Genomic DNA, 24199 nt, shown 5'->3' on the forward strand with positions numbered 1-24199 from the left:
TCAGGTATTCATTGGTTTAATTTTTTCTTTCTCTTTTTATTCGATCAGGGCGTCGGCAGCCATTAATTCGGCGCTCTGTAAATAGTGATATTCAACTGCCGCTCCGGCTTGACAAGGATTTCATCGAATCCTTAAACTCGTTTCGTGGTAAAAAGTGGGATAAAGTGGTGCAAACGGGTGACCAGGGGGAGAGACTGGCATGTTCCGCGGAGCAACGTTAGTCAATCTCGACAGTAAAGGGCGGCTTGCCGTACCCACGCGATATCGCGATTTGCTGATCGGGGAATCTCAGGGGCAGATGGTCTGTACCATCGACCTCCACCAGCCATGCCTGTTGCTTTATACCCTGCCCGAATGGGAAATCATTGAAAAAAAGCTCGCCCGCTTATCCAGTATGAATCCACTTGAGCGCCGTGTGCAGCGTCTGTTGCTGGGACATGCCAGTGAATGTCAGATGGATAATGCAGGACGCCTGCTGCTGGCGAATACGCTTCGGCAGCACGCAAAATTAACCAAAGAAGTGATGCTGGTCGGACAGTTCAACAAGTTTGAGCTGTGGGATGAACAGACCTGGTATCAACAGGTCAGGGACGATATTGACGCAGAACAGTCAGCTCAGGAGCCTTTATCTGAGCGGTTGCAGGACTTGTCGCTATAGCTATGCAGGAAAATTTCAAACATACCACCGTGCTGTTGGATGAGGCGGTTAACGGCCTCAATATCAGGGAAGACGGTATCTACATCGACGGCACGTTTGGTCGTGGTGGTCATTCACGTCTGATTCTTTCGCAACTGGGAGAGAAGGGACAACTGATCGCCATTGATCGCGACCCTCAAGCTATCGCCGCTGCCGCTGAGATTACAGATCCCCGCTTCTCTATTATTCATGGCCCTTTTTCCGCCCTGGCAGAGTATGTCTCTGAGCGGGATTTGGTCGGAAAAATTGACGGCATCCTGCTGGATCTGGGGGTTTCCTCACCGCAGCTGGATGACGCAGAGCGCGGCTTCTCGTTTATGCGTGACGGACCGCTGGATATGCGTATGGATCCTTCGCGCGGTCACTCCGCCGCCGAGTGGTTGCTGCAGGCGGAAGAGGCAGACATCGCTTTCGTTCTGAAAACCTACGGTGAAGAGCGGTTCGCCAAACGTATCGCCCGCGCCATTGTTGAGCGCAATCGCGAAGCGCCGATGACCCGGACACGGGAGCTGGCTGAGGTGATCGCCGTTGCCACGCCGGTTAAAGATAAGTTCAAGCATCCGGCGACGCGCAGTTTCCAGGCGATCCGTATCTGGATTAACAGTGAACTGGAAGAGATCGATATTGCGCTGAAAGGGGCAGTTGAGGTGCTGGCACCACAAGGGCGCCTTTCGGTGATCAGCTTCCACTCGCTGGAAGATCGGCTGGTGAAACGCTTTATGCGCGATCAGAGTCGCGGGCCGCAGGTCCCAGCCGGGCTGCCAATGACGGAACATCAGCTGCGTGCCCTGGGCGGTCGTGAACTGAAATTACTCGGCAAAATGTCGCCGGGCGATGCCGAAGTTTCTGAGAACCCGCGCGCGCGCAGTTCGGTATTACGTATTGCGGAGAAAACCGACGCATGATCGGTAATGAGCGTCACAGTCTGCCCGCCGTCATCGGCGGGGATCTGCTGCGAAAGGGCAAGATCCCGGTGCTGTTGCTGATCGCTGTGGTGGTTTCTGCCGTGCTGGTGGTCACCACCACCCATAAAACCCGACTGTTAACCGCACAGCGTGAACAGCTGGTACTGGAGCGCGACGCGCTGGATATCGAATGGCGCAACCTGATTCTGGAAGAGAATGCGCTGGGCGATCACAGCCGTGTCGAACGCATCGCCACCGAGAAGCTGCAGCTGCAGCACGTTGATCCTTCACAAGAAAATATCGTGGTGCAGAAATAAGGACCTCAGATAGCGAATGAGCGGTACAGGCAGAACGCTGAAGTTAAAGAAACCGGAAGATAAGGCCAGCTTTGTAAGCTGGCGTTTTGCGTTGCTGTGCGGCTGTATTTTGCTGGCGCTGGGTGGACTGCTGTCACGCGTTGCCTGGCTGCAGGTGATCAATCCAGGCAAGCTGGTCAAAGAGGGTGATCTTCGCTCGCTGCGCGTGCAGGCGGTGCCGACGTCGCGCGGGATGATCAGCGATCGAGCCGGACGCCCGCTCGCCGTCAGTGTCCCGGTAAATGCCATCTGGGCCGATCCCAAAGAGCTCCACGCCGGCGGCGGCGTCACACTGGACAGCCGCTGGAAGGCGCTCTCCGATGCGCTTTCGATTCCGCTGGATCAGCTGGCGGCGCGTGTTAACGCCAACCCGAAAGGCCGCTTCGTCTATCTGGCGCGCCAGGTCAATCCGGCTATCGGCGAGTACGTTAAAAAACTCAAACTTCCCGGTATTCATCTGCGCGAAGAGTCGCGCCGCTACTATCCTGCCGGGCAGGTCACCTCCCATCTGATTGGTTTTACCAATATCGACGGACAGGGTATTGAAGGCATCGAGAAGAGCTTTGATAAGTGGCTGACCGGTGCGCCGGGCGAACGAACGGTGCGTAAAGACCGTTACGGTCGGGTCATCGAAGATATCTCTTCCGTCGACAGCCGGGCGGCCCACAACCTGACACTGAGCATTGATGAACGTCTGCAGGCGCTGGTTTACCGCGAACTGAATAACGCCGTGGCGTTCAACAAAGCGGAGTCGGGCACGGCGGTGCTGGTGGATGTGAACACCGGTGAAGTGCTGGCGATGGCTAACAGCCCGGCTTACAACCCGAACAATCTCAGTAATACCTCCAAAGATCTGATGCGCAACCGCGCCATCACCGACATTTTCGAGCCTGGCTCAACCGTGAAGCCGATGGTGGTGATGACGGCGCTGCAACGCGGCGTGGTCAGAGAGAACAGCGTTCTGAATACCGTGCCGTACCGCGTCAATGGTCATGAGATCAAAGATGTGGCGCGCTACAACGAATTGACCCTGACAGGGGTTCTGCAGAAGTCGAGTAACGTCGGGGTTTCACGTCTGGCGTTAGCGATGCCCTCCTCAGCGCTGGTAGAAACTTACTCGCGTTTTGGACTGGGCAAACCGACCAATTTGGGGCTGGTCGGGGAAAGCAGTGGCTTATACCCTAAAAAACAACGGTGGTCTGACATAGAGAGGGCCACCTTCTCTTTCGGCTACGGGCTAATGGTGACGCCGTTACAGTTAGCGCGAGTCTACGCAACCATTGGCAGCTATGGCATTAATCGCCCGCTGTCGATTACCAAAGTCGACCCGCCCGTCGCGGGAGAGCGCGTTTTCGATGAGTCGCTGGTGAAAACCGTGATGCATATGATGGAAAGCGTGGCGCTGCCCGGTGGCGGCGGTGTCAAAGCGGCCATCAAGGGCTATCGCATTGCGATAAAAACCGGTACGGCGAAAAAAGTCGGGCCGGATGGTCGCTACGTCAACAAATACATCGCCTATACCGCAGGTGTTGCACCTGCCAGTCATCCTCGGTTCGCGCTGGTGGTGGTGATCAACGATCCCCAGGCCGGCAAATATTATGGTGGTGCGGTTTCTGCTCCGGTGTTTGGTGCCATCATGGGCGGCGTACTGCGCACCATGAACATCGAACCGGATGCGTTACCGACCAATGACAAAAACGAGCTGGTGACTAACAGAAGTGAGGAATCAAGTGACAGATCGTAACCTGCGCGACTTACTCGGCCCCTGGGTGCCAGGCGCGCCGGCGCGCCCACTGCGTGACATGACCCTGGACAGCCGCCTTGCGGCTTCTGGCGATCTGTTTGTCGCTGTTTCAGGCCATCAGGTTGATGGACGCCGCTTTATCCCGCAGGCGATTGCGCAGGGCGTCGCTGCGGTTGTGGCGGAAGCCGAAGGCGAAGCCGCCGACGGTGAAATCCGTGAGATGCACGGCGTGCCGGTTATCTATCTGGCGCAGCTGCATCAGCGTCTTTCGGCATTAGCCGGACGCTTTTACCAGCAGCCAGGTGAAAAACAGAAGCTGATCGGCGTGACCGGCACCAACGGCAAAACCACCACCACGCAGTTACTGGCGCAGTGGGCAATGCTGCTGGGTGAAACCAGCGCGGTCATGGGCACGGTCGGCAACGGCCTGGTAGGCCAGCTGGCCGCCGCCGAAAATACTACCGGCTCTGCGGTAGACGTACAGCATCTGCTGCACGATCTGGCTGAAAAAGGGGCGACCCTGACCGCCATGGAAGTCTCCTCACACGGGCTGGTTCAGCATCGCGTCGCGGCGCTGCCGTTTGCCGCTGCGGTCTTCACCAATCTCAGCCGCGATCACCTCGACTATCACGGTGACATGGAGAGCTACGAGTCCGCCAAATGGCTGCTCTTCTCCGAGCATCAGGTCGGTCAGGCGATCCTCAACGCAGATGATGAAGTGGGGCGTCGCTGGCTCGCGCGCTTACCGGATGCGGTCGCAGTCACCATGGAGAATAACCTCCAGCCGGGTTGCCATGGCCGCTGGCTGAAAGCCGACGCGGTGGAGTACCACGACAACGGCGCCCATATCCGTTTCAGCTCCAGCTGGGGCAATGGCGACATTGCCAGCCCGCTGATGGGCGCATTCAATGTCAGCAATCTGATGCTGGCGCTGGCGACCCTGCTGGCGCTCGACTATCCGCTGGCGACGCTGATCGACGCCGCCCCCCGGTTACAGCCGGTCAACGGGCGTATGGAAGTGTTCAGTGCCGCAGGTAAACCCACGGTCGTGGTCGATTACGCTCACACGCCAGACGCGCTGGAAAAAGCGCTGGAAGCGGCACGCCTGCACTGCACAGGGAAACTGTGGTGCCTGTTTGGCTGCGGTGGCGATCGTGACAAAGGGAAACGCCCGTTAATGGGGGCGATTGCCGAGCAGTTTGCCGATGTGGTGGTGATTACCGATGACAACCCGCGCAGTGAAGATCCGCAGGCCATCGTCAACGATATTCTGACCGGTTTGCTGAACCCGGGCCGCGCCCGTGTGGTCTCCGGTCGTGCGCAGGCGGTGACTAACACCATTATGCAGGCGCAACCTGACGACATCGTGCTGGTCGCGGGCAAGGGCCACGAAGATTATCAGATCATCGGTACACACCGGCTTGATTACTCCGACCGTGCAACGGTCGCGGCTCTGCTGGGAGGCACAGCATGATTCCGGTTTCATTACAGACCCTGGCACAGATCACCGGCGGCACGCTTTACGGCAGTGACCTCACTCTGAACGAGGTCACCACAGATACCCGCAAGGTGACGGCTGGCAGCCTGTTTGTCGCGCTGGTGGGTGAGCGTTTTGATGCGCATGACTTTGTCGGCGATGCGATTGCGAATGGCGCACAGGCGCTGCTGGTCAGTCAGCATTTATCTGTCGCTGTACCGCAGGTGGTCGTTGAGGATACCCGTCTCGCCTTTGGCAGACTGGGGGCCTGGGTTCGCCAGCAGTCGACCGCCCGCGTCGTGGCGCTGACCGGCTCTTCCGGGAAAACCTCGGTGAAAGAGATGACCGCGGCGATTCTGCGTCAGTGCGGTGAAACGCTCTATACCGCCGGTAATCTCAATAACGACTATGGCGTCCCGATGACGCTGCTGCGCCTGACACCTGAACATCAGTATGCGGTGATCGAGCTGGGCGCGAATCATCAGGGCGAGATCGCCTATACCACCGATCTGGTTCGGCCGGAGAGTGCGCTGGTTAACAACCTGGCGGCAGCACATCTGGAAGGCTTTGGTTCACTGGCGGGCGTTGCCAAAGCCAAAGGCGAAATTTTTCAGGGCTTACCGCCGCACGGCATTGCGATTCTGAATGCCGAGAGCAATGACTGGCCAAAGTGGCAGGCGAATCTGCAGGATAAAACCGTGTGGCGCTTTGCACCGCAGGCGGCAGGGTGCGACTTCTCCGCCCGCGATATCCGCATTGCTCAGGACGGTACCCATTTTGTCATGGTGACTCCGCGTGGCGAAGTGGAGATCGTTCTGCCGCTGCCGGGTCGCCATAACATCGCTAATGCCCTGGCCGCTGCGGCCCTGGCCCTGTCAGTGGACGCGCCGCTGAGCGCCGTTCAGCAGGGGCTGAAAAGCCTGCAGTCGGTGCCTGGCCGTCTGTTCCCGGTGCGCCTCTCTGCGCAGCAGCTGCTGCTGGATGACAGCTACAACGCTAACGTCGGTTCAATGACCGCAGCGGTTCAGGTTCTGTCCGAGATGCCGGGCTATCGGGTGCTGGTGGCGGGGGATATGGCCGAGCTGGGCGACGAGACCGAACAGTGTCACCGCGAAGTCGGCGAGGCGGCACGTGACGCAGGCATTGATCGCGTGCTGACGACCGGCAGATTCAGCCATTTCATCAGCGAAAGCAGCAAAGCTGGCGAACATTTCAGCGATAAGACGGCGCTGACTGAACGTTTACGCCAGCTGTTGTCCGAACACTCAGAAATTACTGTCTTGATAAAAGGTTCGCGTAGTGCCGCCATGGAGCAGGTAGTACAGAGCTTACAGGAGAAAGGAACATGTTAGTTTGGCTGGCCGAGCATCTGGTCGCTTTATATTCCGGTTTTAACGTCTTTTCCTATCTGACGTTTCGCGCCATTGTCAGCCTGCTGACCGCGTTATTTATCTCGCTCTGGATGGGACCGCGCCTGATCGCCTGGCTGCAGAAGTTACAGATCGGTCAGGTTGTCCGCAACGATGGCCCGGAGTCTCACTTCAGCAAGCGCGGCACGCCGACCATGGGCGGCATCATGATCCTGACCTCCATCACCATTTCGGTGCTGATGTGGGCCTATCCGTCGAATCCGTATGTCTGGTGTGTGCTGGTGGTGTTAATCGGCTTTGGCATCATCGGCTTTGTCGACGACTACCGCAAAGTCGTACGTAAAGACACGAAGGGACTCATCGCCCGCTGGAAATATTTCTGGATGTCGGTGATTTCGCTGGGCGTGGCGTTCGCGCTGTATGCGGCAGGCAAAGATACGCCGGCGACCCAGCTGGTGGTGCCATTTTTCAAAGACATCATGCCGCAGCTCGGCCTCTTTTATGTGCTGCTGGCCTACTTTGTGATTGTCGGAACGGGTAATGCGGTTAACCTGACCGATGGCCTGGATGGTCTGGCGATTATGCCGACCGTCTTTGTAGCGGCCGGCTTCGCGCTTGTTGCCTGGGCAACGGGTAACGTGAAATTCGCAGAATATCTGCATATCCCTTACCTGCGTCATGCCGGTGAACTGGTGATTGTCTGCACCGCTATCGTCGGGGCAGGGCTGGGCTTTCTGTGGTTCAACACCTACCCGGCACAGGTCTTTATGGGGGACGTGGGCTCGCTGGCACTGGGCGGCGCGCTCGGAACCATCGCGGTGTTACTGCGTCAGGAATTTTTACTGGTGATCATGGGCGGCGTGTTTGTGGTTGAGACGCTGTCGGTGATCCTGCAGGTGGGATCGTTCAAGCTGCGCGGTCAGCGTATTTTCCGCATGGCGCCGATCCATCACCACTATGAACTGAAAGGCTGGCCGGAACCGCGCGTGATTGTGCGCTTCTGGATTATTTCGCTAATGCTGGTGCTGATTGGCCTGGCCACGCTGAAGGTGCGTTAATCATGGCTGACTATCGGGGTAGAAAAGTCGTCATCATCGGGCTGGGCCTGACCGGGCTCTCCTGTGTTGATTTCTTTCTGGCGCAGGGCGTAACGCCTCGCGTGATGGATACCCGTGTCTCGCCGCCGGGGCTGGATAAATTGCCCGGGCAGGTTGAACGCCATCTGGGCGGTCTTAACGGCGACTGGCTGCTGACCTCCGATCTGATCGTTGCCAGTCCGGGTATCGCGCTGGCGCATCCGCTTCTCAGCGAAGCAGCAGATGCCGGTATCGAAATCGTCGGCGACATCGAGCTGTTTTGCCGCGAGGCGCAGGCGCCTGTCGTGGCGATTACCGGTTCCAACGGCAAAAGCACGGTGACGACGCTGGTGGGCGAGATGGCCAAAGCCGCAGGCTGGCAAGTGGGTGTGGGCGGCAACATCGGTCTGCCCGCACTGAGCCTGCTGCAGTCTCCGGCGCAGCTCTACGTGCTGGAGCTCTCCAGCTTTCAGCTTGAGACTACGCACAGCCTGAAAGCCGCGGCGGCAACCGTGCTGAACGTCAGCGAAGATCATATGGATCGCTATCCGCTGGGGATGCAGCAGTATCGTGCCGCCAAACTGCGGGTTTACGAGAACGCGCAGACCTGCATCGTTAACGCCGATGACGCCCTAACGATGCCGGTTCGCGGGGCGGACACCCGTTGTGTCAGCTTTGGCATCGATTTCGGTGACTATCACCTTAACAAGCAGCAGGGCAGTATCTGGCTGCGGGTGAAGGGTGAGAAGGTGCTGAACACCGCTGAAATGAAAATGACCGGCCAGCACAACTACACCAATGCACTGGCGGCGCTGGCCCTGGCTGATGCCGTAGGGTTGCCACGCGCCTCCAGCCTGGCCGCTTTAACGCATTTTAACGGTCTGGCACATCGCTTCCAGCTGGTGCATGAGCATCAGGGCGTGCGCTGGATTAACGACTCTAAAGCCACCAATGTTGGCAGCACCGAAGCGGCACTGAATGGTCTGCAGGTGAACGGCACGTTATGGCTGCTGATGGGCGGCGATGGCAAATCAGCCGACTTTACGCCGCTGGTCCCCTGGCTGCAGGGTGACAATGTGCGTCTCTACTGTTTTGGCCGCGATGGCGATGCGCTGGCGGCGCTGCGTCCTGAGATCGCCGTACGCACGGAGACGATGCGTCAGGCAATGGAGCAGATCGCGCCTCAGGTTAAATCCGGCGATATGGTTCTGCTGTCGCCCGCCTGTGCCAGCCTTGATCAGTTCCGTAACTTTGAGCAGCGCGGCGATCAGTTTGCGCAGCTGGCGAAGGAGCTGAGCTGATGCGTATTCCTGGCGCCGGACTGGCTCACTATTTCTCAGGACGCCTGAAAGATTGGGTCATGGGAGCGCGTGAAAGTGATGACACTTCACTGGTGCTCTATGACCGCACGCTGTTATGGCTGACGCTCGGTCTGGCAGTGATTGGTTTTGTGATGGTGACCTCGGCCTCTATGCCTGTCGGTCAGCGTCTGAATGACGATCTCTTTTACTTTGCCAAGCGTGACGCCTTCTACATTGCGCTGGCGCTGGGCATGGCGCTGGTCACGCTGCGGGTGCCGATGGATTTCTGGCAGCGCTACAGCAACGTGATGCTGATGGTCACGATCGTCATGCTGCTGATTGTTCTGGTGGTCGGCAGCTCGGTTAACGGTGCATCGCGCTGGATTGCGCTGGGTCCGCTGCGTATCCAACCTGCGGAGCTGTCGAAGCTCTCCCTGTTCTGCTATCTCGCCAGTTATCTGGTGCGCAAAGTGGAAGAGGTGCGTAATAACTTCTGGGGCTTCTGTAAACCGATGGGCGTCATGGTCGTGCTGGCGGTGTTACTGCTGGCGCAGCCCGACCTGGGAACGGTGGTGGTACTGTTTGTTACGACGCTGGCGATGCTCTTCCTGGCGGGGGCCAAGCTGTGGCAGTTCATGGCGATTATCGGCTCCGGTATCTTTGCGGTGATCCTGCTTATCATTGCAGAACCCTACCGTATGCGCCGCGTGACGTCGTTCTGGAATCCCTGGGAAGATCCGTTTGGGAGTGGCTACCAGCTGACCCAGTCGCTGATGGCCTTTGGCCGCGGTGAGTTCTGGGGACAGGGACTCGGTAACTCCGTGCAAAAGCTGGAATATCTGCCGGAGGCGCACACCGACTTTATTTTCGCCATCATAGGGGAAGAACTCGGTTACATCGGTGTGGTATTGGCACTTTTAATGGTATTCTTCGTCGCTTTTCGTGCGATGTCGATTGGCCGACGTGCGCTGGAGCTGGATCAGCGTTTTTCCGGCTTTTTAGCCTGTTCAATTGGCGTCTGGTTCAGCTTCCAGGCGCTGGTTAACGTCGGGGCTGCAGCCGGTATGTTACCGACTAAAGGCCTGACCTTACCGCTGATCAGTTACGGTGGTTCGAGTCTGATCATTATGTCGACCGCCATCGTCTTTTTATTACGCATAGATTATGAAACGCGCCTGGCGAAAGCGCAGGCGTTTACCCGAGGTGGTCGATGAGCGGTAAGCGATTGATGGTGATGGCAGGCGGAACCGGCGGACATGTTTTTCCCGGTCTGGCTGTCGCCCATCATCTGATGGAACAGGGCTGGCAGGTTCGCTGGTTAGGCACCGCCGACCGCATGGAGGCCGATCTGGTGCCGAAGCACGGCATTGAGATCGACTTTATCCGCATCAGTGGACTGCGTGGTAAAGGCCTGAAAGCGCTGCTGCTGGCGCCCATGCGCATCTTCAATGCATGGCGTCAGGCGCGCCGCATTATGAAAGCCTGGCAGCCCGATGTTGTGCTGGGCATGGGCGGCTACGTTTCCGGTCCCGGTGGCCTGGCGGCCTGGAGTTGCGGCATTCCGGTGGTACTGCATGAGCAGAACGGGATTGCCGGACTGACTAACAAATGGCTGGCGAAAATTGCCACCAAAGTGCTGCAGGCGTTTCCGGGGGCTTTTCCTGCTGCCGATGTGGTGGGCAATCCGGTGCGTACGGATGTGCTGGCGCTGCCTCTGCCGGCACAACGGCTGGCCGACCGGTCAGGCCCGATCCGGGTGCTGGTGATTGGCGGCAGTCAGGGCGCACGGATACTGAATCAGACGCTGCCGCAGATTGCGGCGCTGGTGGGTGATGAGATCACCCTGTGGCATCAGACCGGTAAAGGGGCGCTGCCCGAAACGGAAAAAGCCTATCAGCAGGCGGGTCAGACGCAGCACAGGGTCACCGAGTTTATCGATGATATGGCGGCGGCCTATGCCTGGGCCGATGTGGTGGTCTGCCGCTCCGGAGCGTTAACCGTGAGTGAAGTCGCTGCCGCTGGTTTACCGGCGATTTTCGTGCCGTTTCAGCACAAGGATCGCCAGCAGTACTGGAACGCGCTGCCGCTGGAAAAAGCGGGCGCCGCCAGAATTTTTGAGCAGCCGCAGTTTACTGCGGAGGCCGTAGCGGATCTGCTACGCCACTGGGATCGCGCAACCCTGTTGACGATGGCTGAGCAGGCCCGTCAGGTGGCGATCCCCGATGCGACCGATCGGGTCGCACAGGAAGTGGCTCGCGCCGCAAAGTAATCATTCCGGTCAGCGTGTCTGACCTGTACCCGGGCCGGGTACAAACTGAAAGAGCAGGTAATTGAGAGCGATGAATACACAACAATTGGCAAAACTGCGTTCTATCGTGCCCGAGATGCGTCGCGTCCGGCACATCCACTTTGTCGGCATCGGTGGTGCTGGCATGGGCGGTATTGCCGAAGTGTTAGCAAATGAAGGCTACCATATCAGCGGTTCAGATCTGGCCCCTAACCCGGTGACGCAGAACCTGATAGCGCTGGGTGCGACCATCTATTTTAACCATCGCCCTGAAAACGTGAACGATGCCAGCGTGGTGGTGGTTTCCAGCGCGGTTTCACAGGATAACCCTGAACTGGTGGCGGCGCGTGAACAGCGCATTCCGGTCATTCGTCGCGCGGAGATGCTGGCGGAGCTGATGCGATTCCGTCACGGCATCGCCGTTGCGGGCACCCATGGCAAAACCACCACCACGGCGATGGTCTCAAGCATTTATGCGGAAGCCGGGCTGGATCCGACCTTTGTGAACGGCGGACTGGTCAAAGCAGCAGGCACCCATGCCCGTCTGGGCAACAGCCGCTATCTGATTGCCGAAGCGGATGAGAGTGACGCGTCGTTCCTGCATCTGCAGCCGATGGTGGCGATTGTAACCAACATCGAAGCGGACCACATGGACACCTATCAGGGCGATTTTGAGAACCTGAAGCAGACCTTTATTAACTTCCTGCACAACCTGCCGTTTTACGGTCGCGCAGTGATGTGCGTGGATGATGCGGTGATCCGCGATCTGATCCCACGTGTAGGACGGCACATTACCACCTACGGTTTCAGTGATGACGCTGACCTGCGCATTGAGAATTATGAGCAGAGTGGTGCGCAGGGACATTTCACCCTGATCCGTCAGGATAAAGCGCCGCTGCAGATTACGCTGAACGCACCGGGCCGCCACAACGCGCTGAATGCGGCCGCCGCGGTTGCCGTCGCCAGTGAAGAGGGCATTGAAGACAACGCCATTCTGGCCGCGCTGGAGAGCTTCCAGGGCACGGGCCGTCGCTTTGATCTGCTGGGTGAGTTCCCGACCGAACCGGTAAACGGGCAGCCGGGCAGCGCAATGCTGGTGGATGACTATGGTCATCACCCGACTGAAGTTGAGGCGACGATCAAAGCGGCACGTGCAGGCTGGCCGGACAAAAAACTGGTCATGGTATTTCAGCCGCACCGTTTCAGCCGAACCCGCGATCTCTTCGATGATTTCGCCAACGTGCTGTCACATGTCGATGTCCTGCTGATGCTGGATGTCTACTCTGCCGGTGAGACGGCCATTCCGGGCGCAGACAGCCGTTCGCTCTGCCGTGCGATTCGCAATCGGGGCAAAGTGGATCCGATTCTGGTGCCGGAACATGACGCGCTGCCGGAGATGCTGGCACCGCTGCTGTCAGGCAACGATCTGATTCTGGTGCAGGGAGCCGGTAACGTCGGCAAGGTTGCCCGCAAGCTGGCTGACGCGAAGCTCCAGCCGGAGCAGAAAGCGGAGGATCGTCATGGCGGATAAAGTTGCCGTATTAATGGGCGGTACCTCGGCAGAGCGTGAGGTGTCGCTTAACTCGGGTCAGGCTGTGTTAGCCGGATTACGGGAAATGGGCATTGATGCACATGGCATCGATACCCGTGATGTTTCGGTTCTCACGCTGAAAGAGCAGGGCTTTACCAAAGCCTTTATCGCTCTGCATGGCCGGGGTGGCGAAGATGGCTCGCTACAGGCGGTACTGGAGTTTCTTCAACTGCCCTACACGGGCAGCGGCGTGATGGCCTCAGCCGTCACCATGGACAAGCTGCGCACCAAACTGCTGTGGCAGGGGCGCGGCTTACCTTCAGGACGCTTTGTCTGGCTGACGCGTCAGCAGTTTGCTGCCGGGCTGGATGCCGAGAGCGACGCGGCGATTGCGGCGCTTGGCCTGCCACTGTTTGTTAAGCCAGCCTGTGAAGGCTCCAGCGTGGGCATCAGCCGGGTCAACGATCTGAGCGCGCTGCCTGCTGCACTGGAACTGGCGTTTAAGCACGACAATGACGTGCTGGTCGAGGCGTTTCTCAGCGGCGCGGAGTATACCGTCGCAATTGTGGGCGATCGTATTCTGCCTGCCATTGAAATTAAGAGCGCCAGCGAGTTCTATGACTATGAAGCTAAATACATTTCTGACGATACTCAGTATCTCTGTCCGGCCGATTTAAGTGCCGAACGGGAAGCAGAATTGCAGCAGCTGGTGCTGGCAGCCTGGCGTGCGCTGGGATGCCGTGGCTGGGGACGGGTTGATGTGATGACCGACGGAGAGGGGAACTTTCAGCTGCTGGAAGCCAACACCTCACCGGGCATGACCAGCCACAGTCTGGTTCCGATGGCGGCGAAACAGGCGGGTATGCGTTTCCCGCAGCTGGTTGCCCATATTCTGGAGCTGGCCGACTGATATGTCACAGGCGGCGATGAGAGTTCGAAACCGTGAACCGCAGGAGCGTACTCGCACCGGGCGCAGTAACGGAGCCCGACTGTTCGGTATTGTTTTCCTGCTGATCGTCATCGGGATTATGATTTCCGGCGGGCTGGTGGTGCTGAAGTGGATGAATGATGCGTCCCGGTTGCCGTTATCCAGACTGGTGGTAACGGGGCAGACGCACTACACCACGCACGATGATATCCGCCAGGCGATCCTGTCGCTTGGCCCACCGGGCACCTTTATGTCGCAGAATGTCGACATCCTGCAGCAGCAGATCGAGCGGCTGCCGTGGATTAAGCAGGTCAGCGTGCGTAAACAGTGGCCGGACGAGCTAAAGATTCATCTGGTGGAGTACACGCCAGTGGCGCGCTGGAACGATGTGCATATGGTGGATGCTGATGGGGTTTCCTTCAGTGTGCCTGCCAGCCACATTGGTAAAGAGACGTTGCCAATGCTGTATGGACCTGAAGGGAGTGAGAAAGAGGTCCTGGCGGGCTATCACAGCATGGATGATGTGCTGAAAGCCCGGAAGTTTACTCTGAAGGTGGCGTCGATGACGGCCCGGCGTTCATGGCAGCTGGTCACCAGCGATGATGTTCGTATCGAGCTGGGCCGCAGCGACACCATGAAACGACTGAATCGCTTTATTGAGCTCTACCCGGTGCTGGAACAGCAAGGTCAGAACGAGAGCAAACGTATCAGCTACGTGGATTTGCGATACGACTCGGGCGCTTCTGTTGGCTGGACACCGGTTGTGATGGAGCCACAGGACAGTAATCAGCAACAGAACCAGGCACAGGCTAAACAACAATGATCAAGGCAACGGACAGAAAACTGGTAGTTGGACTCGAAATCGGCACTGCGAAGGTCGCCGCCCTGGTTGGGGAAATTCTGCCCGATGGTATGGTCAACATTATTGGGGTGGGCAGCTGTCCCTCCCGCGGTATGGATAAAGGTGGCGTAAACGACCTTGAGTCGGTGGTGAAATGCGTTCAGCGTGCCATCGACCAGGCTGAGCTGATGGCAGATTGCCAGATCTCCTCTGTCTACCTTGCTTTATCGGGCAAACATATCAGTTGTCAGAACGAAATCGGGATGGTTCCGATTTCGGAAGAGGAAGTGACTCAGGATGATGTGGAGAACGTCGTGCATACCGCCAAATCGGTGCGTGTGCGTGATGAGCATCGCATCCTGCACGTGATTCCTCAGGAATATGCCATCGACTATCAGGAAGGGATTAAGAACCCGGTCGGACTTTCCGGCGTGCGTATGCAGGCGAAAGTGCACCTGATCACCTGTCACAACGACATGGCGAAGAACATCGTGAAAGCCGTTGAGCGGTGCGGGCTGAAAGTCGATCAGCTGATTTTTGCCGGCCTCGCCTCCAGTTTTGCCGTTTTAACGGAAGACGAACGTGAGCTGGGCGTGTGTGTTGTCGACATTGGTGGCGGTACAATGGACATTGCCGTATATACCGGCGGCGCTTTACGGCACACTAAGGTCATACCGTATGCGGGCAACGTCGTCACCAGCGATATCGCCTATGCGTTTGGCACACCGCCAACCGATGCGGAGGCGATTAAAGTGCGGCATGGCTGTGCGCTGGGATCGATTGTCGGCAAAGATGAGAACGTTGAAGTGCCAAGCGTGGGCGGACGTCCACCGCGCAGCCTGCAGCGTCAGACGCTGGCAGAGGTGATTGAGCCGCGTTATACCGAACTTTTGAATCTGGTCAACGACGAGATTCTGCAGTTACAGGAACAACTGCGTCAGCAGGGCGTGAAGCACCACTTAGCCGCAGGCATTGTCCTGACCGGTGGCGCCGCGCAAATTGAAGGACTGGCGGCCTGTGCGCAACGCGTATTCCATACGCAGGTGCGTATCGGACAGCCGCTGAATATTACTGGCCTGACTGATTATGCGCAGGAATCGTACTACTCCACCGCGGTGGGACTGCTGCACTACGGCAAAGAGTCGCACATGAACGGTGATGCAGAGACCGAAAAGCGTGTCTCAGTAGGTAACTGGTTCAAGCGTTTTAACAGTTGGTTAAAAAAAGAGTTTTAATTTTTGTGAAAGGAGATCATGCTGTTTTCTTTAGTGATCTCCAGGCGACAGGCACATAACGGAGAGAAATCATGTTTGAACCTATGGAATTAACCAACGACGCGGTGATTAAAGTCATCGGCGTCGGTGGCGGCGGCGGTAACGCCGTAGAGCACATGGTACGCGAGCGTATCGAAGGTGTGGAATTCTTTGCTGTGAATACCGACGCTCAGGCGCTGCGTAAAACAGCGGTCGGCCAGACGATCCAGATCGGTAACAACATTACCAAAGGTCTGGGTGCGGGTGCGAACCCGGAAGTGGGCCGTAACTCTGCAGAAGAAGATCGCGAAGCACTGCGTTCTGCGCTGGAAGGGGCAGACATGGTGTTCATCGCAGCCGGCATGGGCGGCGGTACCGGTACCGGTGCAGCGCCTGTCGTGGCTGAAGTGGCAAAGGATTTAGGCATCCTGACGGTGGCCGTGGTCACTAAGCCGTTCAACTTCGAAGGCAAAAAACGCATGGCGTTTGCCGAGCAGGGGATCGCTGAACTCTCTAAGCATGTCGATTCACTGATCACCATTCCTAACGACAAGCTGCTGAAAGTGCTGGGTCGCGGCATCTCCCTGCTGGATGCGTTTGGCGCAGCCAACGACGTGCTGAAAGGTGCAGTCCAGGGTATTGCCGAGCTGATCACCCGTCCGGGCCTGATGAACGTCGACTTTGCTGACGTGCGTACCGTCATGTCTGAAATGGGCTATGCGATGATGGGTTCAGGCGTTGCGTGCGGTGAAGATCGCGCGGAAGAAGCGGCTGAAATGGCGATCTCCAGCCCACTGCTGGAAGATATCGACCTGTCTGGTGCACGTGGCGTGCTGGTCAACATTACGGCAGGCTTCGATCTGCGTCTGGATGAGTTCGAAACCGTGGGTAACACCATCCGCGCCTTCGCCTCTGACAACGCAACCGTGGTTATCGGCACCTCGCTGGATCCGGAAATGAACGACGAACTGCGCGTCACCGTGGTGGCAACCGGTATCGGCATGGACAAGCGTCCGGAAATTACGCTGGTCACTAACAAGCCAGCCAGCCAGCCTGTGATGGATCATCGCTATCAGCAGCACGGTATGTCACCGCTGCCGCAGGAGCAGAAACCCGCTGCTAAAGTGGTTAACGACCAGGCTGCGCAGTCGAACAAAGAGCCCGACTATCTTGATATTCCGGCCTTTTTACGCAAGCAGGCCGATTAGGATTAACCCTATAATTGGGGTTCTCCGCTCTTTGTGCTAAAGTGTCTGCCCGCTGGTAAAGTATACTGGCGGTCGGAAAGGTAATATTGCGAGATAATGCGATGATCAAACAAAGGACATTAAAACGTATTGTTCAGGCGACGGGTGTCGGTTTGCATACCGGCAAAAAAGTCACCCTGACATTACGCCCTGCGTCGGCTAACACCGGGGTCATCTATCGTCGCACCGACTTGAATCCACCGGTAGATTTTCCGGCTGATGCAAAATACGTGCGCGACACCATGCTGAGTACCTGCCTGGTGAATGATGACGGCGTGCGTATTTCAACGGTCGAACACCTCAATGCCGCCCTGGCCGGTCTGGGTATCGATAACATTATTGTTGAAGTCGATGCTCCGGAAATCCCGATCATGGATGGCAGCGCAGCACCGTTTATCTATCTGCTGATGGATGCGGGTATCGAGCAGCTCAACAGCGCGAAGAAATTCGTGCGCGTTAAGCAGACCGTGCGTGTGGAAGAGGGTGATAAATGGGCCGAGATCAAACCGTACAACGGTTTCTCGCTTGATTTCACCATCGACTTCAAACACCCGGCTATCGATTCCAGCTCACAGCGTTATGCGATGAACTTCTCTGCTGATGCCTTTGTTCGTCAGATCAGCCGGGCGCGTACATTTGGCTTTATGCGTGAAATCGAATATCTGCAGTCTAAAGGCCTGTGCCTGGGCGGTAGCTTAGATTGTGCGATAGGTCTGGATGATTTCCGCGTACTGAATGAAGAAGGCCTGCGTTTTGAAGACGAGTTTGTCCGTCACAAAATGCTGGACGCTATCGGCGACCTGTTTATGTGTGGTCACAACATCATTGGTGCATTTACTGCATTCAAATCAGGCCACGCACTGAACAACAAGCTGCTGCAAGCGGTTCTGGCTAAGCAGGAAGCCTGGGAATGGGCAACCTTCGAAGACGAAGCTGAACTGCCGCTGGCATTCAAAGCACCGAATCTGGTTCTGGCTTAATTACCCCGGAACGCGAAACGGCTGGTTATGCTGACACCCTCTCCGGTCAGCGGCGCCAGCCGTTTTTTATTGCCCCCATCTTATCCGTCGCAATAGTGTGACCGCTCTCGTAACGCCTTGTCTGTTCTGCTGAATTGCTGAACAATCGCTCGCCTTTTCTCACACCGCCACTTTAATCTCAGGTGTGGATGCCCCACATTAATGATACTATCTGTGGCGCTTTTACAGGCCGAAATCCGTTGCAGCATGCGGCGGTTGAACGAAAACAAAGGCGCAGGAGCATGCGCAATGGAAAGGGTGTGATCGGGATTCTTCAGCGCTGGCGACAATTGGGTAGACGCTATTTCTGGCCCCATCTCCTGTTAGGGATGGTCGCGGCCAGCTTTGGCCTGCCAGCCTGTGCGCAAAACTCCGAACTCAGCACCTCTTCAGAATCTCCGGCCAGCAGCCTTTTTCTGGGCAGTGCCACACGTTTTGACCACCTGATACGGCTTCAGGAAGCGTCCCGCCGTCCCAGCTTCAGCGTGGATTACTGGCATCAGCACGCCATCCGTACGGTTATCCGTCATCTTTCGTTTACGCTGGCGCCACAGGCCCAGGCGGAGCCACAGATTTTACCGCTGGCGGCACAAAAGCTGGCGCTGATTGATTCACTGCATAACTTACTGACGTCTCATTCTGCGCGGCCTACCGCCCCGCAGCTGATGACGGCACCCCCGCTTTTCACCGCCGTAACCCGCTCATGGGTTGAGTGGCATGCCAGCGTGCATGGCATTCGCGCCGGACCTGCCCGATTGTTCTGCTAATATTTTTGGTTTTATTCACTCTGTTAAGATTTCGCAGTCCGGCAAGCGCCGGCTGAATTGAGAAACTATTGATTATGTTAAGCAAAATATTGACCAAGGTTTTTGGCAGCAGCAACGATCGTACGCTGCGCCGCATGCGCAAAGTGGTAGATGTCATCAACAAGATGGAGCCTGATTTCGAGAAGCTCTCTGATGATGAACTGAAAGCCAAAACGGACGAGTTCCGCGAGCGCCTGAAAAAAGGCGAATCGCTGGAGAGCCTGATTCCTGAAGCCTTTGCGACGGTGCGTGAAGCCAGTAAACGTGTATTTGGCATGCGTCACTTCGACGTTCAGCTGATTGGCGGCATGGTGCTGAACGACCGCTGCATCGCTGAGATGCGCACCGGTGAAGGTAAAACCCTGACCGCGACCCTGCCAGCCTACCTGAACGCACTCTCCGGCAAAGGCGTTCACGTGGTGACCGTCAACGACTATCTGGCTCAGCGCGATGCGGAAAACAACCGTCCCCTGTTCGAGTTTCTTGGCCTGAGCATTGGTATCAACATGTCGGGCCTGCCTGCGGTAGCGAAGCGCGAAGCCTACGCTGCAGACATTACCTACGGCACCAACAACGAGTATGGCTTCGACTACCTGCGCGACAATATGGCTTTCAGCCCGGAAGAGCGCGTACAGCGTAAACTGCACTACGCGCTGGTGGATGAGGTCGACTCCATCCTGATCGATGAAGCGCGTACGCCGCTGATTATCTCCGGTCCGGCAGAAGACAGTTCTGACCTCTACACCAAAGTGAACAAAATCATCCCTCATCTGGTTCGTCAGGATAAGGAAGATAACGAAACTCATCAGGGTGAAGGTGACTTCTGGGTCGATGAGAAAGCGCGTCAGGCTCACATGTCCGAGCGCGGTCTGGTTAAGGTGGAAGAGCTGCTGGTCAGCCAGGGCATCATGGAAGCGGGTGAGTCACTCTATTCACCGACCAACATCATGCTGATGCATCACGTTACGGCGGCGCTGCGTGCTCATGCGCTCTTTACCCGCGACGTGGACTATATCGTCAAAGATGGCGAGGTCGTGATTGTTGATGAACACACCGGCCGTACCATGCAGGGTCGTCGCTGGTCCGATGGTCTGCATCAGGCGATTGAAGCGAAAGAAGGGGTAGAGATTCAGAACGAGAACCAGACGCTGGCCTCTATCACTTTCCAGAACTACTTCCGTATTTACGAGAAGCTGGCCGGTATGACCGGTACCGCAGACACTGAAGCGTTCGAATTCAGCTCCATCTATAAACTCGACACTATCGTGGTGCCGACCAACCGTCCGATGGTACGTAAAGATCTGGCTGACCTGGTCTACATGACCGAGAAAGAGAAGATCGACGCTATTATCGAAGATATCCGTGAGCGTACTGCTAACGGTCAGCCGGTGCTGGTGGGGACAATCTCGATTGAAAAATCGGAAGTGGTCTCTAACGAACTGACCCGTGCGGGTATTAAACACAACGTTCTGAACGCCAAGTTCCACGCCCGCGAAGCGGATATCGTGGCGCAGGCGGGTCAGCCGGGTGCGGTAACGATCGCCACCAACATGGCGGGTCGTGGTACAGACATTATGCTGGGCGGCAGCTGGCATGCCGATGTGGCGGCGCTGGAGAATCCAACCGAAGCGCAGATCGAAGAGATCAAAGCGGCCTGGAAGGTTCGTCACGATGCGGTTCTGGCATCAGGTGGTTTGCACATCGTCGGTACCGAGCGTCACGAGTCCCGCCGTATCGACAACCAGCTGCGTGGTCGCGCAGGTCGTCAGGGTGATGCCGGTTCCTCACGCTTCTACCTCTCAATGGAAGATGCGCTGATGCGTATTTTTGCCTCCGATCGCGTGTCAAATATGATGCGTAAACTGGGCATGAAGCCCGGCGAGGCGATTGAGCATCCATGGGTCACCAAAGCGATCGCCAATGCTCAGCGCAAAGTTGAAAGCCGTAACTTCGATATTCGTAAGCAGCTGCTGGAATATGATGATGTGGCAAACGATCAGCGTCGCGCTATCTACAGCCAGCGTAATGAGCTGCTGGATGTCTCTGATGTGAGCGAAACCATTAACAGCATTCGCCACGATGTCTACAAAGCGACCATCGATACCTACATTCCGCCGCAGTCACTGGAAGAGATGTGGGACGTGCCAGGGCTGGAAGAGCGTCTGCGCGCCGACTTCGATCTTAACCTGCCGATAGCGGAATGGCTGGATAAAGAGCCGGATCTGCACGAGGAAGTGCTGCGTGAGCGCATCATGACCCACGCGACCGAGAGCTATGCTGCCAAAGAAGAGATCGTCGGTGCCGAGATGATGCGTAACTTCGAAAAAGGCGTGATGCTCCAGACGCTGGATTCGCTGTGGAAAGAGCATCTGGCTGCGATGGACTATCTGCGTCAGGGTATCCATCTGCGTGGCTATGCGCAGAAAGATCCGAAGCAGGAGTACAAGCGCGAATCCTTCGCCATGTTCGCTGCGATGCTGGAATCACTGAAGTATGAAGTGATCAGTACCCTGAGCAAGGTTCAGGTGCGTATGCCTGAAGAGGTTGAAGCGATGGAGCAGCAGCGTCGTGAAGAAGCCGAACGTCTGGCGCAGCAGCAGCAGCTGAGCCACGTAGAAGAGGATGCGCTGGCAGAACCGGCGGCAGAGCAGAGCGGTGAACGTAAAGTCGGCCGCAACGATCCCTGCCCATGTGGTTCCGGTAAGAAATACAAGCAGTGTCATGGCCGTATCGCCTGATACGCAATGCTAATGAAAAAGGAGCCGCTGGCTCCTTTTTTTATGCCCGCGGCCCATCTCGCCAGAGCAGACGTAAAGCGGTTAACTTCCGCTATAGCATGTTCTAAAATCAGCCCTCACTCATTACGACCGGACAGTTTCCATGAAGCACCTGCAGGTTGCGGTTGGCATCATTCGCAATGCCAGTAAACAAATTTTCCTTGCCCAGCGCGCGTCAACGTCTTACATGGCGAACAAATGGGAGTTTCCCGGCGGTAAGATTGAAGCGGGCGAAAGCGCGGAAGAGGGGCTCGTCAGAGAACTCCACGAAGAAACCGGTATTGAAGTGACCGATGCGCGCCCGATTGGTCATGCCGACCACACCTATGACGATCTGCGCGTGACGCTGCATTTCTTTCTGGTCGAAGGCTGGAAGGGAGAGCCGTGGGGTAAAGAGGGGCAGCCGCAGCGCTGGGTTGATCAGCAGGCGCTGGTCGCCGACGAATTTCCGGCCGCGAATCATCAGCTGATTGCGCGTCTGGTCGCCGGCGAGCTCTGAGCGGATGGGGCAGTGCGCCCCATCCTTTTGTCAGCGATCTTCTTCGCTCCAGTTTTCACTGTCGTTCATATCATCGCTGCTGGGAATGCGTTTCTCTTCGGCAGCCCATTCCCCTAAATCGATAAGCTGACAGCGTTTACTGCAAAACGGCCGAAACGGGCTGAGTTCATCCCAGATCACCTCTTTGCCGCACTGCGGACAGGAGACGGTCATGACTTCTTGCTGCATAGTTACCTCTAACAACAGGCCAGCTGGAAGTTAAGGCGGGCGGGCACTTCGCCGCGCTCGCTGTCCAGCGGCATAAAACGAATGGCGTAGCGGCTTTTGTGGCCGGACACCTGTGGATAGAGCGCATCGTCCAGCGACAGCTGCAGTCGCAGCAGATCGGCATCCTCGGCATTATCCTGATAAAAGCCATTGAGGCTGGTCTGCGTATGGAACGAACCCGACTGGCGGATCAAATCCAGCACCATCGCCAGGGCATGATGGAGTGGCTCCAGGGTCTGCATCCAGGCTTCAACCTGCGCATCGCGGACTTCCTGTGGCAGATGCAGCCAGATGTGCAGACCCGGCAAATCAAAACTGCAGCAGCCGCCAGGAATGCTCAGACGCTGGCGAACCAGGGCAATGAGACGATCCTCGCGGAGTTGCTGCCCCATCCGTGGCGCATTCATCAACCGGGTTGACTGACTTTTGAGTTTATCGCTCAGGGCATCAACCCGCGTCATATCGACACCCGGCACATCCGCCCAGGCGCGTAATTTCTGCTGCTGACGCTCCAGCTCTTTCAGCAGCTCTGTGCGAATATCGCCCCGCTCGAAAATGTCGAGCAACTCGCCGGTGAGGCGGAAAAAGGTCAGCGCGTTGACGGTTTTATCCAGCGGGGTCGTTTCGTCTAACTGATTAATTAAAAACTCAACCCGTAGCCAGGTCCGCATTTTTTCATTCAGTGGGTGTTCAAACAGAACGGGTGTGCTCATGTTATTAATCCTGTTTCGTTGCCGCCAGCCGGAGGTAGCGCTGGTGAAGTCCGGCAACCTGTGGCAAGGCGTCATCGGGCTCGCCACTGTTATCAATAATATCGTCCGCGCAGGCGAGGCGCTGCTGGCGCGTCGCCTGCGCGGAAAGAATACGTTGCGCCTGCTCCAGGGAGAGCCCATCGCGCTGTCGGGTACGGGCTAACTGCGTCTCCTCATCAACATCCACGACCAGCACCCGATCAGCCTGGTGCTGTAACTGATTTTCTACCAGTAGCGGCACCACCCAGAGCACATAAGGTGAGGCCGCCTGGGCGATCAGCTGTCGCGTCCGGGCGTTAATCAGCGGGTGCAGCAGCGCGTTTAACCAGCTTTTCTCTTCGGGCTGCTGGAAAATAATTTCGCGCAGGCGGGCACGGTCAAGCGTTCCCTGTCCGGTCACGATCGATGCGCCGAAGCGCGCCTCAATGGCCTGCAGAGCGGGAGTGCCCGGCTCGACCACTTCGCGTGCGATCAGGTCAGCATCAATAATTTCCACACCAAGCGCAGCAAAGGCTCCGGCTATCGTGCTTTTACCACTGCCGATTCCTCCTGTGAGCGCGACGGTATAGGGCATGTTTCTCACCTGGCTTCTCATATGGACATAGGTTCAGGGTAATGATCTGAATAAAAAACGCAAAAATGAGCGACAGATCACACCAGTAAAGCAGCAATAAATTTTACGGATTGTAGCGTAAATAAAGTGAAATTCGCAGTCTTGTCGCGTCGCCAGAGGCGCGTAATATAACGTCACTGGAACCGTGCTTATTTCGCGAACGGCGAGTTGTTGCCACCTACCAGGACACTGTTTATGCGTATTGAAGAAGATCTGAAACTGGGCTTTAAAGATGTCTTAATCCGGCCCAAACGCTCCACGCTGCAAAGCCGCTCGCAGGTCGAGCTGGAACGCAGCTTCACCTTCCGGCACTCCCGCCTGAGCTGGAGCGGCATCCCGATTATCGCGGCCAACATGGATACCGTCGGCACCTTTTTAATGGCTGAGGCGCTGGCCAGTTTTGATATTCTCACCGCCGTTCACAAGCACTACAGCGTGGAGGAGTGGCGGGCG

23 protein-coding genes are annotated in these 24199 nt (G+C 56.9%); 20 read left to right on the plus strand and 3 right to left on the minus strand.

The features are described 5' to 3' along the window. Positions 1-199 precede the first annotated feature (199 nt). The 19 genes from mraZ to mutT all read left to right on the plus strand — a co-directional run bounded on the left by mraZ (position 200) and on the right by mutT (position 22114). A complete protein-coding gene (mraZ, locus tag FJW00_RS11955) occupies positions 200-658 on the plus strand; it encodes a division/cell wall cluster transcriptional repressor MraZ (protein ID WP_009092149.1) in 459 nt (152 codons plus the stop codon). Positions 659-660: 2 nt separating this feature from the next. Further along, on the plus strand, positions 661-1602 hold the full coding sequence (gene rsmH, locus FJW00_RS11960; protein WP_009092147.1) for a 16S rRNA (cytosine(1402)-N(4))-methyltransferase RsmH: 942 nt from the start codon (positions 661-663) through the stop codon (positions 1600-1602). Further along, positions 1599-1919 carry a cell division protein FtsL gene (ftsL, locus tag FJW00_RS11965; RefSeq protein ID WP_003854764.1) on the plus strand — a complete coding sequence of 107 codons (321 nt, stop codon included), beginning with the start codon at positions 1599-1601 and terminating at the stop codon, positions 1917-1919. Before rsmH ends, ftsL begins: the two co-directional genes overlap by 4 nt. A gap of 16 nt (positions 1920-1935) precedes the next feature. Further along, on the plus strand, positions 1936-3702 hold the full coding sequence (gene ftsI, locus FJW00_RS11970; protein ID WP_140924232.1) for a peptidoglycan DD-transpeptidase PBP3: 1767 nt from the start codon (positions 1936-1938) through the stop codon (positions 3700-3702). Further along, a complete protein-coding gene (murE, locus tag FJW00_RS11975) occupies positions 3689-5176 on the plus strand; it encodes a UDP-N-acetylmuramoyl-L-alanyl-D-glutamate--2,6-diaminopimelate ligase (protein ID WP_140924234.1) in 1488 nt (495 codons plus the stop codon). The genes ftsI and murE overlap by 14 nt, the downstream gene beginning before the upstream one ends. After that, a complete protein-coding gene (murF, locus tag FJW00_RS11980) occupies positions 5173-6531 on the plus strand; it encodes a UDP-N-acetylmuramoyl-tripeptide--D-alanyl-D-alanine ligase (protein WP_140924236.1) in 1359 nt (452 codons plus the stop codon). Before murE ends, murF begins: the two co-directional genes overlap by 4 nt. Beyond that, the gene (mraY, locus tag FJW00_RS11985; RefSeq protein WP_009092141.1) at positions 6525-7607 is read left to right on the plus strand and encodes a phospho-N-acetylmuramoyl-pentapeptide-transferase; all 1083 of its coding nucleotides are present in this window, start codon (positions 6525-6527) and stop codon (positions 7605-7607) included. Before murF ends, mraY begins: the two co-directional genes overlap by 7 nt. Positions 7608-7609: 2 nt before the next feature. Next, the gene (murD, locus tag FJW00_RS11990; protein WP_140924237.1) at positions 7610-8926 is read left to right on the plus strand and encodes a UDP-N-acetylmuramoyl-L-alanine--D-glutamate ligase; all 1317 of its coding nucleotides are present in this window, start codon (positions 7610-7612) and stop codon (positions 8924-8926) included. Next, the gene (ftsW, locus tag FJW00_RS11995) at positions 8926-10140 is read left to right on the plus strand and encodes a cell division protein FtsW (protein ID WP_009092138.1); all 1215 of its coding nucleotides are present in this window, start codon (positions 8926-8928) and stop codon (positions 10138-10140) included. Before murD ends, ftsW begins: the two co-directional genes overlap by 1 nt. Beyond that, positions 10137-11195 (plus strand): undecaprenyldiphospho-muramoylpentapeptide beta-N-acetylglucosaminyltransferase, encoded by a 1059-nt coding sequence (gene murG, locus FJW00_RS12000; RefSeq protein ID WP_009092136.1) that lies wholly within the window; start codon positions 10137-10139, stop codon positions 11193-11195. The genes ftsW and murG overlap by 4 nt, the downstream gene beginning before the upstream one ends. A 70-nt stretch (positions 11196-11265) precedes the next feature. After that, a complete protein-coding gene (gene murC / locus FJW00_RS12005) occupies positions 11266-12744 on the plus strand; it encodes a UDP-N-acetylmuramate--L-alanine ligase (RefSeq protein WP_009092134.1) in 1479 nt (492 codons plus the stop codon). Further along, entirely contained in the window at positions 12734-13654 is a 921-nt protein-coding gene (locus FJW00_RS12010) for a D-alanine--D-alanine ligase (protein WP_140028858.1), read from the plus strand. Before murC ends, FJW00_RS12010 begins: the two co-directional genes overlap by 11 nt. A gap of 1 nt (position 13655) precedes the next feature. Continuing rightward, entirely contained in the window at positions 13656-14495 is an 840-nt protein-coding gene (gene ftsQ, locus FJW00_RS12015; protein WP_009092131.1) for a cell division protein FtsQ, read from the plus strand. Further along, positions 14492-15748, plus strand: coding sequence for a cell division protein FtsA (gene ftsA / locus FJW00_RS12020; protein ID WP_009092129.1), 1257 nt, complete (start codon positions 14492-14494; stop codon positions 15746-15748). Before ftsQ ends, ftsA begins: the two co-directional genes overlap by 4 nt. 71 nt (positions 15749-15819) lie before the next feature. Then, on the plus strand, positions 15820-16974 hold the full coding sequence (gene ftsZ / locus FJW00_RS12025; protein ID WP_009092127.1) for a cell division protein FtsZ: 1155 nt from the start codon (positions 15820-15822) through the stop codon (positions 16972-16974). A gap of 101 nt (positions 16975-17075) precedes the next feature. Further along, positions 17076-17993, plus strand: a complete 918-nt coding sequence (gene lpxC, locus FJW00_RS12030; protein WP_009092125.1) for a UDP-3-O-acyl-N-acetylglucosamine deacetylase — start codon at positions 17076-17078, stop codon at positions 17991-17993. A 299-nt stretch (positions 17994-18292) separates the two neighbouring features. Beyond that, complete coding sequence (gene secM / locus FJW00_RS12035; RefSeq protein ID WP_258317037.1) at positions 18293-18799, plus strand: secA translation cis-regulator SecM; 507 nt, start codon at positions 18293-18295, stop codon at positions 18797-18799. Between the two features lie 74 nt (positions 18800-18873). After that, complete coding sequence (gene secA / locus FJW00_RS12040) at positions 18874-21576, plus strand: preprotein translocase subunit SecA (protein ID WP_009092121.1); 2703 nt, start codon at positions 18874-18876, stop codon at positions 21574-21576. Positions 21577-21718: 142 nt separating this feature from the next. After that, the gene (gene mutT / locus FJW00_RS12045; RefSeq protein ID WP_009092119.1) at positions 21719-22114 is read left to right on the plus strand and encodes an 8-oxo-dGTP diphosphatase MutT; all 396 of its coding nucleotides are present in this window, start codon (positions 21719-21721) and stop codon (positions 22112-22114) included. Positions 22115-22144: 30 nt separating this feature from the next. On the opposite strand, the gene yacG is transcribed toward mutT, so the two are convergent. Genes yacG through coaE form a run of 3 tightly spaced genes read right to left on the minus strand, consistent with a single transcriptional unit; the run spans position 22145 to position 23707 of the window. Next, entirely contained in the window at positions 22145-22342 is a 198-nt protein-coding gene (yacG, locus tag FJW00_RS12050; protein ID WP_009092117.1) for a DNA gyrase inhibitor YacG, read from the minus strand. 8 nt (positions 22343-22350) lie between these two features. Continuing rightward, complete coding sequence (zapD, locus tag FJW00_RS12055) at positions 22351-23094, minus strand: cell division protein ZapD (RefSeq protein ID WP_009092116.1); 744 nt, start codon at positions 23092-23094, stop codon at positions 22351-22353. Between the two features lie 4 nt (positions 23095-23098). Beyond that, positions 23099-23707, minus strand: a complete 609-nt coding sequence (coaE, locus tag FJW00_RS12060) for a dephospho-CoA kinase (RefSeq protein WP_009092113.1) — start codon at positions 23705-23707, stop codon at positions 23099-23101. A 234-nt stretch (positions 23708-23941) separates the two neighbouring features. Between coaE and FJW00_RS12065 the strand changes: the two genes are divergently transcribed. After that, the coding region (locus tag FJW00_RS12065; protein WP_181405377.1) for an IMP dehydrogenase at positions 23942-24199 on the plus strand (258 nt) is incomplete at its 3' end.

The organism is Pantoea anthophila (assembly GCF_006494375.1).
GTDB lineage: Bacteria > Pseudomonadota > Gammaproteobacteria > Enterobacterales > Enterobacteriaceae > Pantoea > Pantoea anthophila.

Excerpts from the sequence above, each read along its gene's own strand:
- mraZ (WP_009092149.1), top strand. The coding sequence starts at position 200 with ATGTTCCGCGGAGCAACGTTAGTCAATCTCGACAGTAAAGGGCGGCTT.
- rsmH (WP_009092147.1), top strand. The coding sequence starts at position 661 with ATGCAGGAAAATTTCAAACATACCACCGTGCTGTTGGATGAGGCGGTT.
- ftsL (WP_003854764.1), top strand. The coding sequence starts at position 1,599 with ATGATCGGTAATGAGCGTCACAGTCTGCCCGCCGTCATCGGCGGGGAT.
- ftsI (WP_140924232.1), top strand. The coding sequence starts at position 1,936 with ATGAGCGGTACAGGCAGAACGCTGAAGTTAAAGAAACCGGAAGATAAG.
- murF (WP_140924236.1), top strand. The coding sequence starts at position 5,173 with ATGATTCCGGTTTCATTACAGACCCTGGCACAGATCACCGGCGGCACG.
- mraY (WP_009092141.1), top strand. The coding sequence starts at position 6,525 with ATGTTAGTTTGGCTGGCCGAGCATCTGGTCGCTTTATATTCCGGTTTT.
- murD (WP_140924237.1), top strand. The coding sequence starts at position 7,610 with ATGGCTGACTATCGGGGTAGAAAAGTCGTCATCATCGGGCTGGGCCTG.
- ftsW (WP_009092138.1), top strand. The coding sequence starts at position 8,926 with ATGCGTATTCCTGGCGCCGGACTGGCTCACTATTTCTCAGGACGCCTG.
- murG (WP_009092136.1), top strand. The coding sequence starts at position 10,137 with ATGAGCGGTAAGCGATTGATGGTGATGGCAGGCGGAACCGGCGGACAT.
- murC (WP_009092134.1), top strand. The coding sequence starts at position 11,266 with ATGAATACACAACAATTGGCAAAACTGCGTTCTATCGTGCCCGAGATG.
- FJW00_RS12010 (WP_140028858.1), top strand. The coding sequence starts at position 12,734 with ATGGCGGATAAAGTTGCCGTATTAATGGGCGGTACCTCGGCAGAGCGT.
- ftsQ (WP_009092131.1), top strand. The coding sequence starts at position 13,656 with ATGTCACAGGCGGCGATGAGAGTTCGAAACCGTGAACCGCAGGAGCGT.
- ftsA (WP_009092129.1), top strand. The coding sequence starts at position 14,492 with ATGATCAAGGCAACGGACAGAAAACTGGTAGTTGGACTCGAAATCGGC.
- ftsZ (WP_009092127.1), top strand. The coding sequence starts at position 15,820 with ATGTTTGAACCTATGGAATTAACCAACGACGCGGTGATTAAAGTCATC.
- lpxC (WP_009092125.1), top strand. The coding sequence starts at position 17,076 with ATGATCAAACAAAGGACATTAAAACGTATTGTTCAGGCGACGGGTGTC.
- secA (WP_009092121.1), top strand. The coding sequence starts at position 18,874 with ATGTTAAGCAAAATATTGACCAAGGTTTTTGGCAGCAGCAACGATCGT.
- mutT (WP_009092119.1), top strand. The coding sequence starts at position 21,719 with ATGAAGCACCTGCAGGTTGCGGTTGGCATCATTCGCAATGCCAGTAAA.
- yacG (WP_009092117.1), bottom strand. The coding sequence starts at position 22,342 with ATGCAGCAAGAAGTCATGACCGTCTCCTGTCCGCAGTGCGGCAAAGAG.
- zapD (WP_009092116.1), bottom strand. The coding sequence starts at position 23,094 with ATGAGCACACCCGTTCTGTTTGAACACCCACTGAATGAAAAAATGCGG.
- coaE (WP_009092113.1), bottom strand. The coding sequence starts at position 23,707 with ATGCCCTATACCGTCGCGCTCACAGGAGGAATCGGCAGTGGTAAAAGC.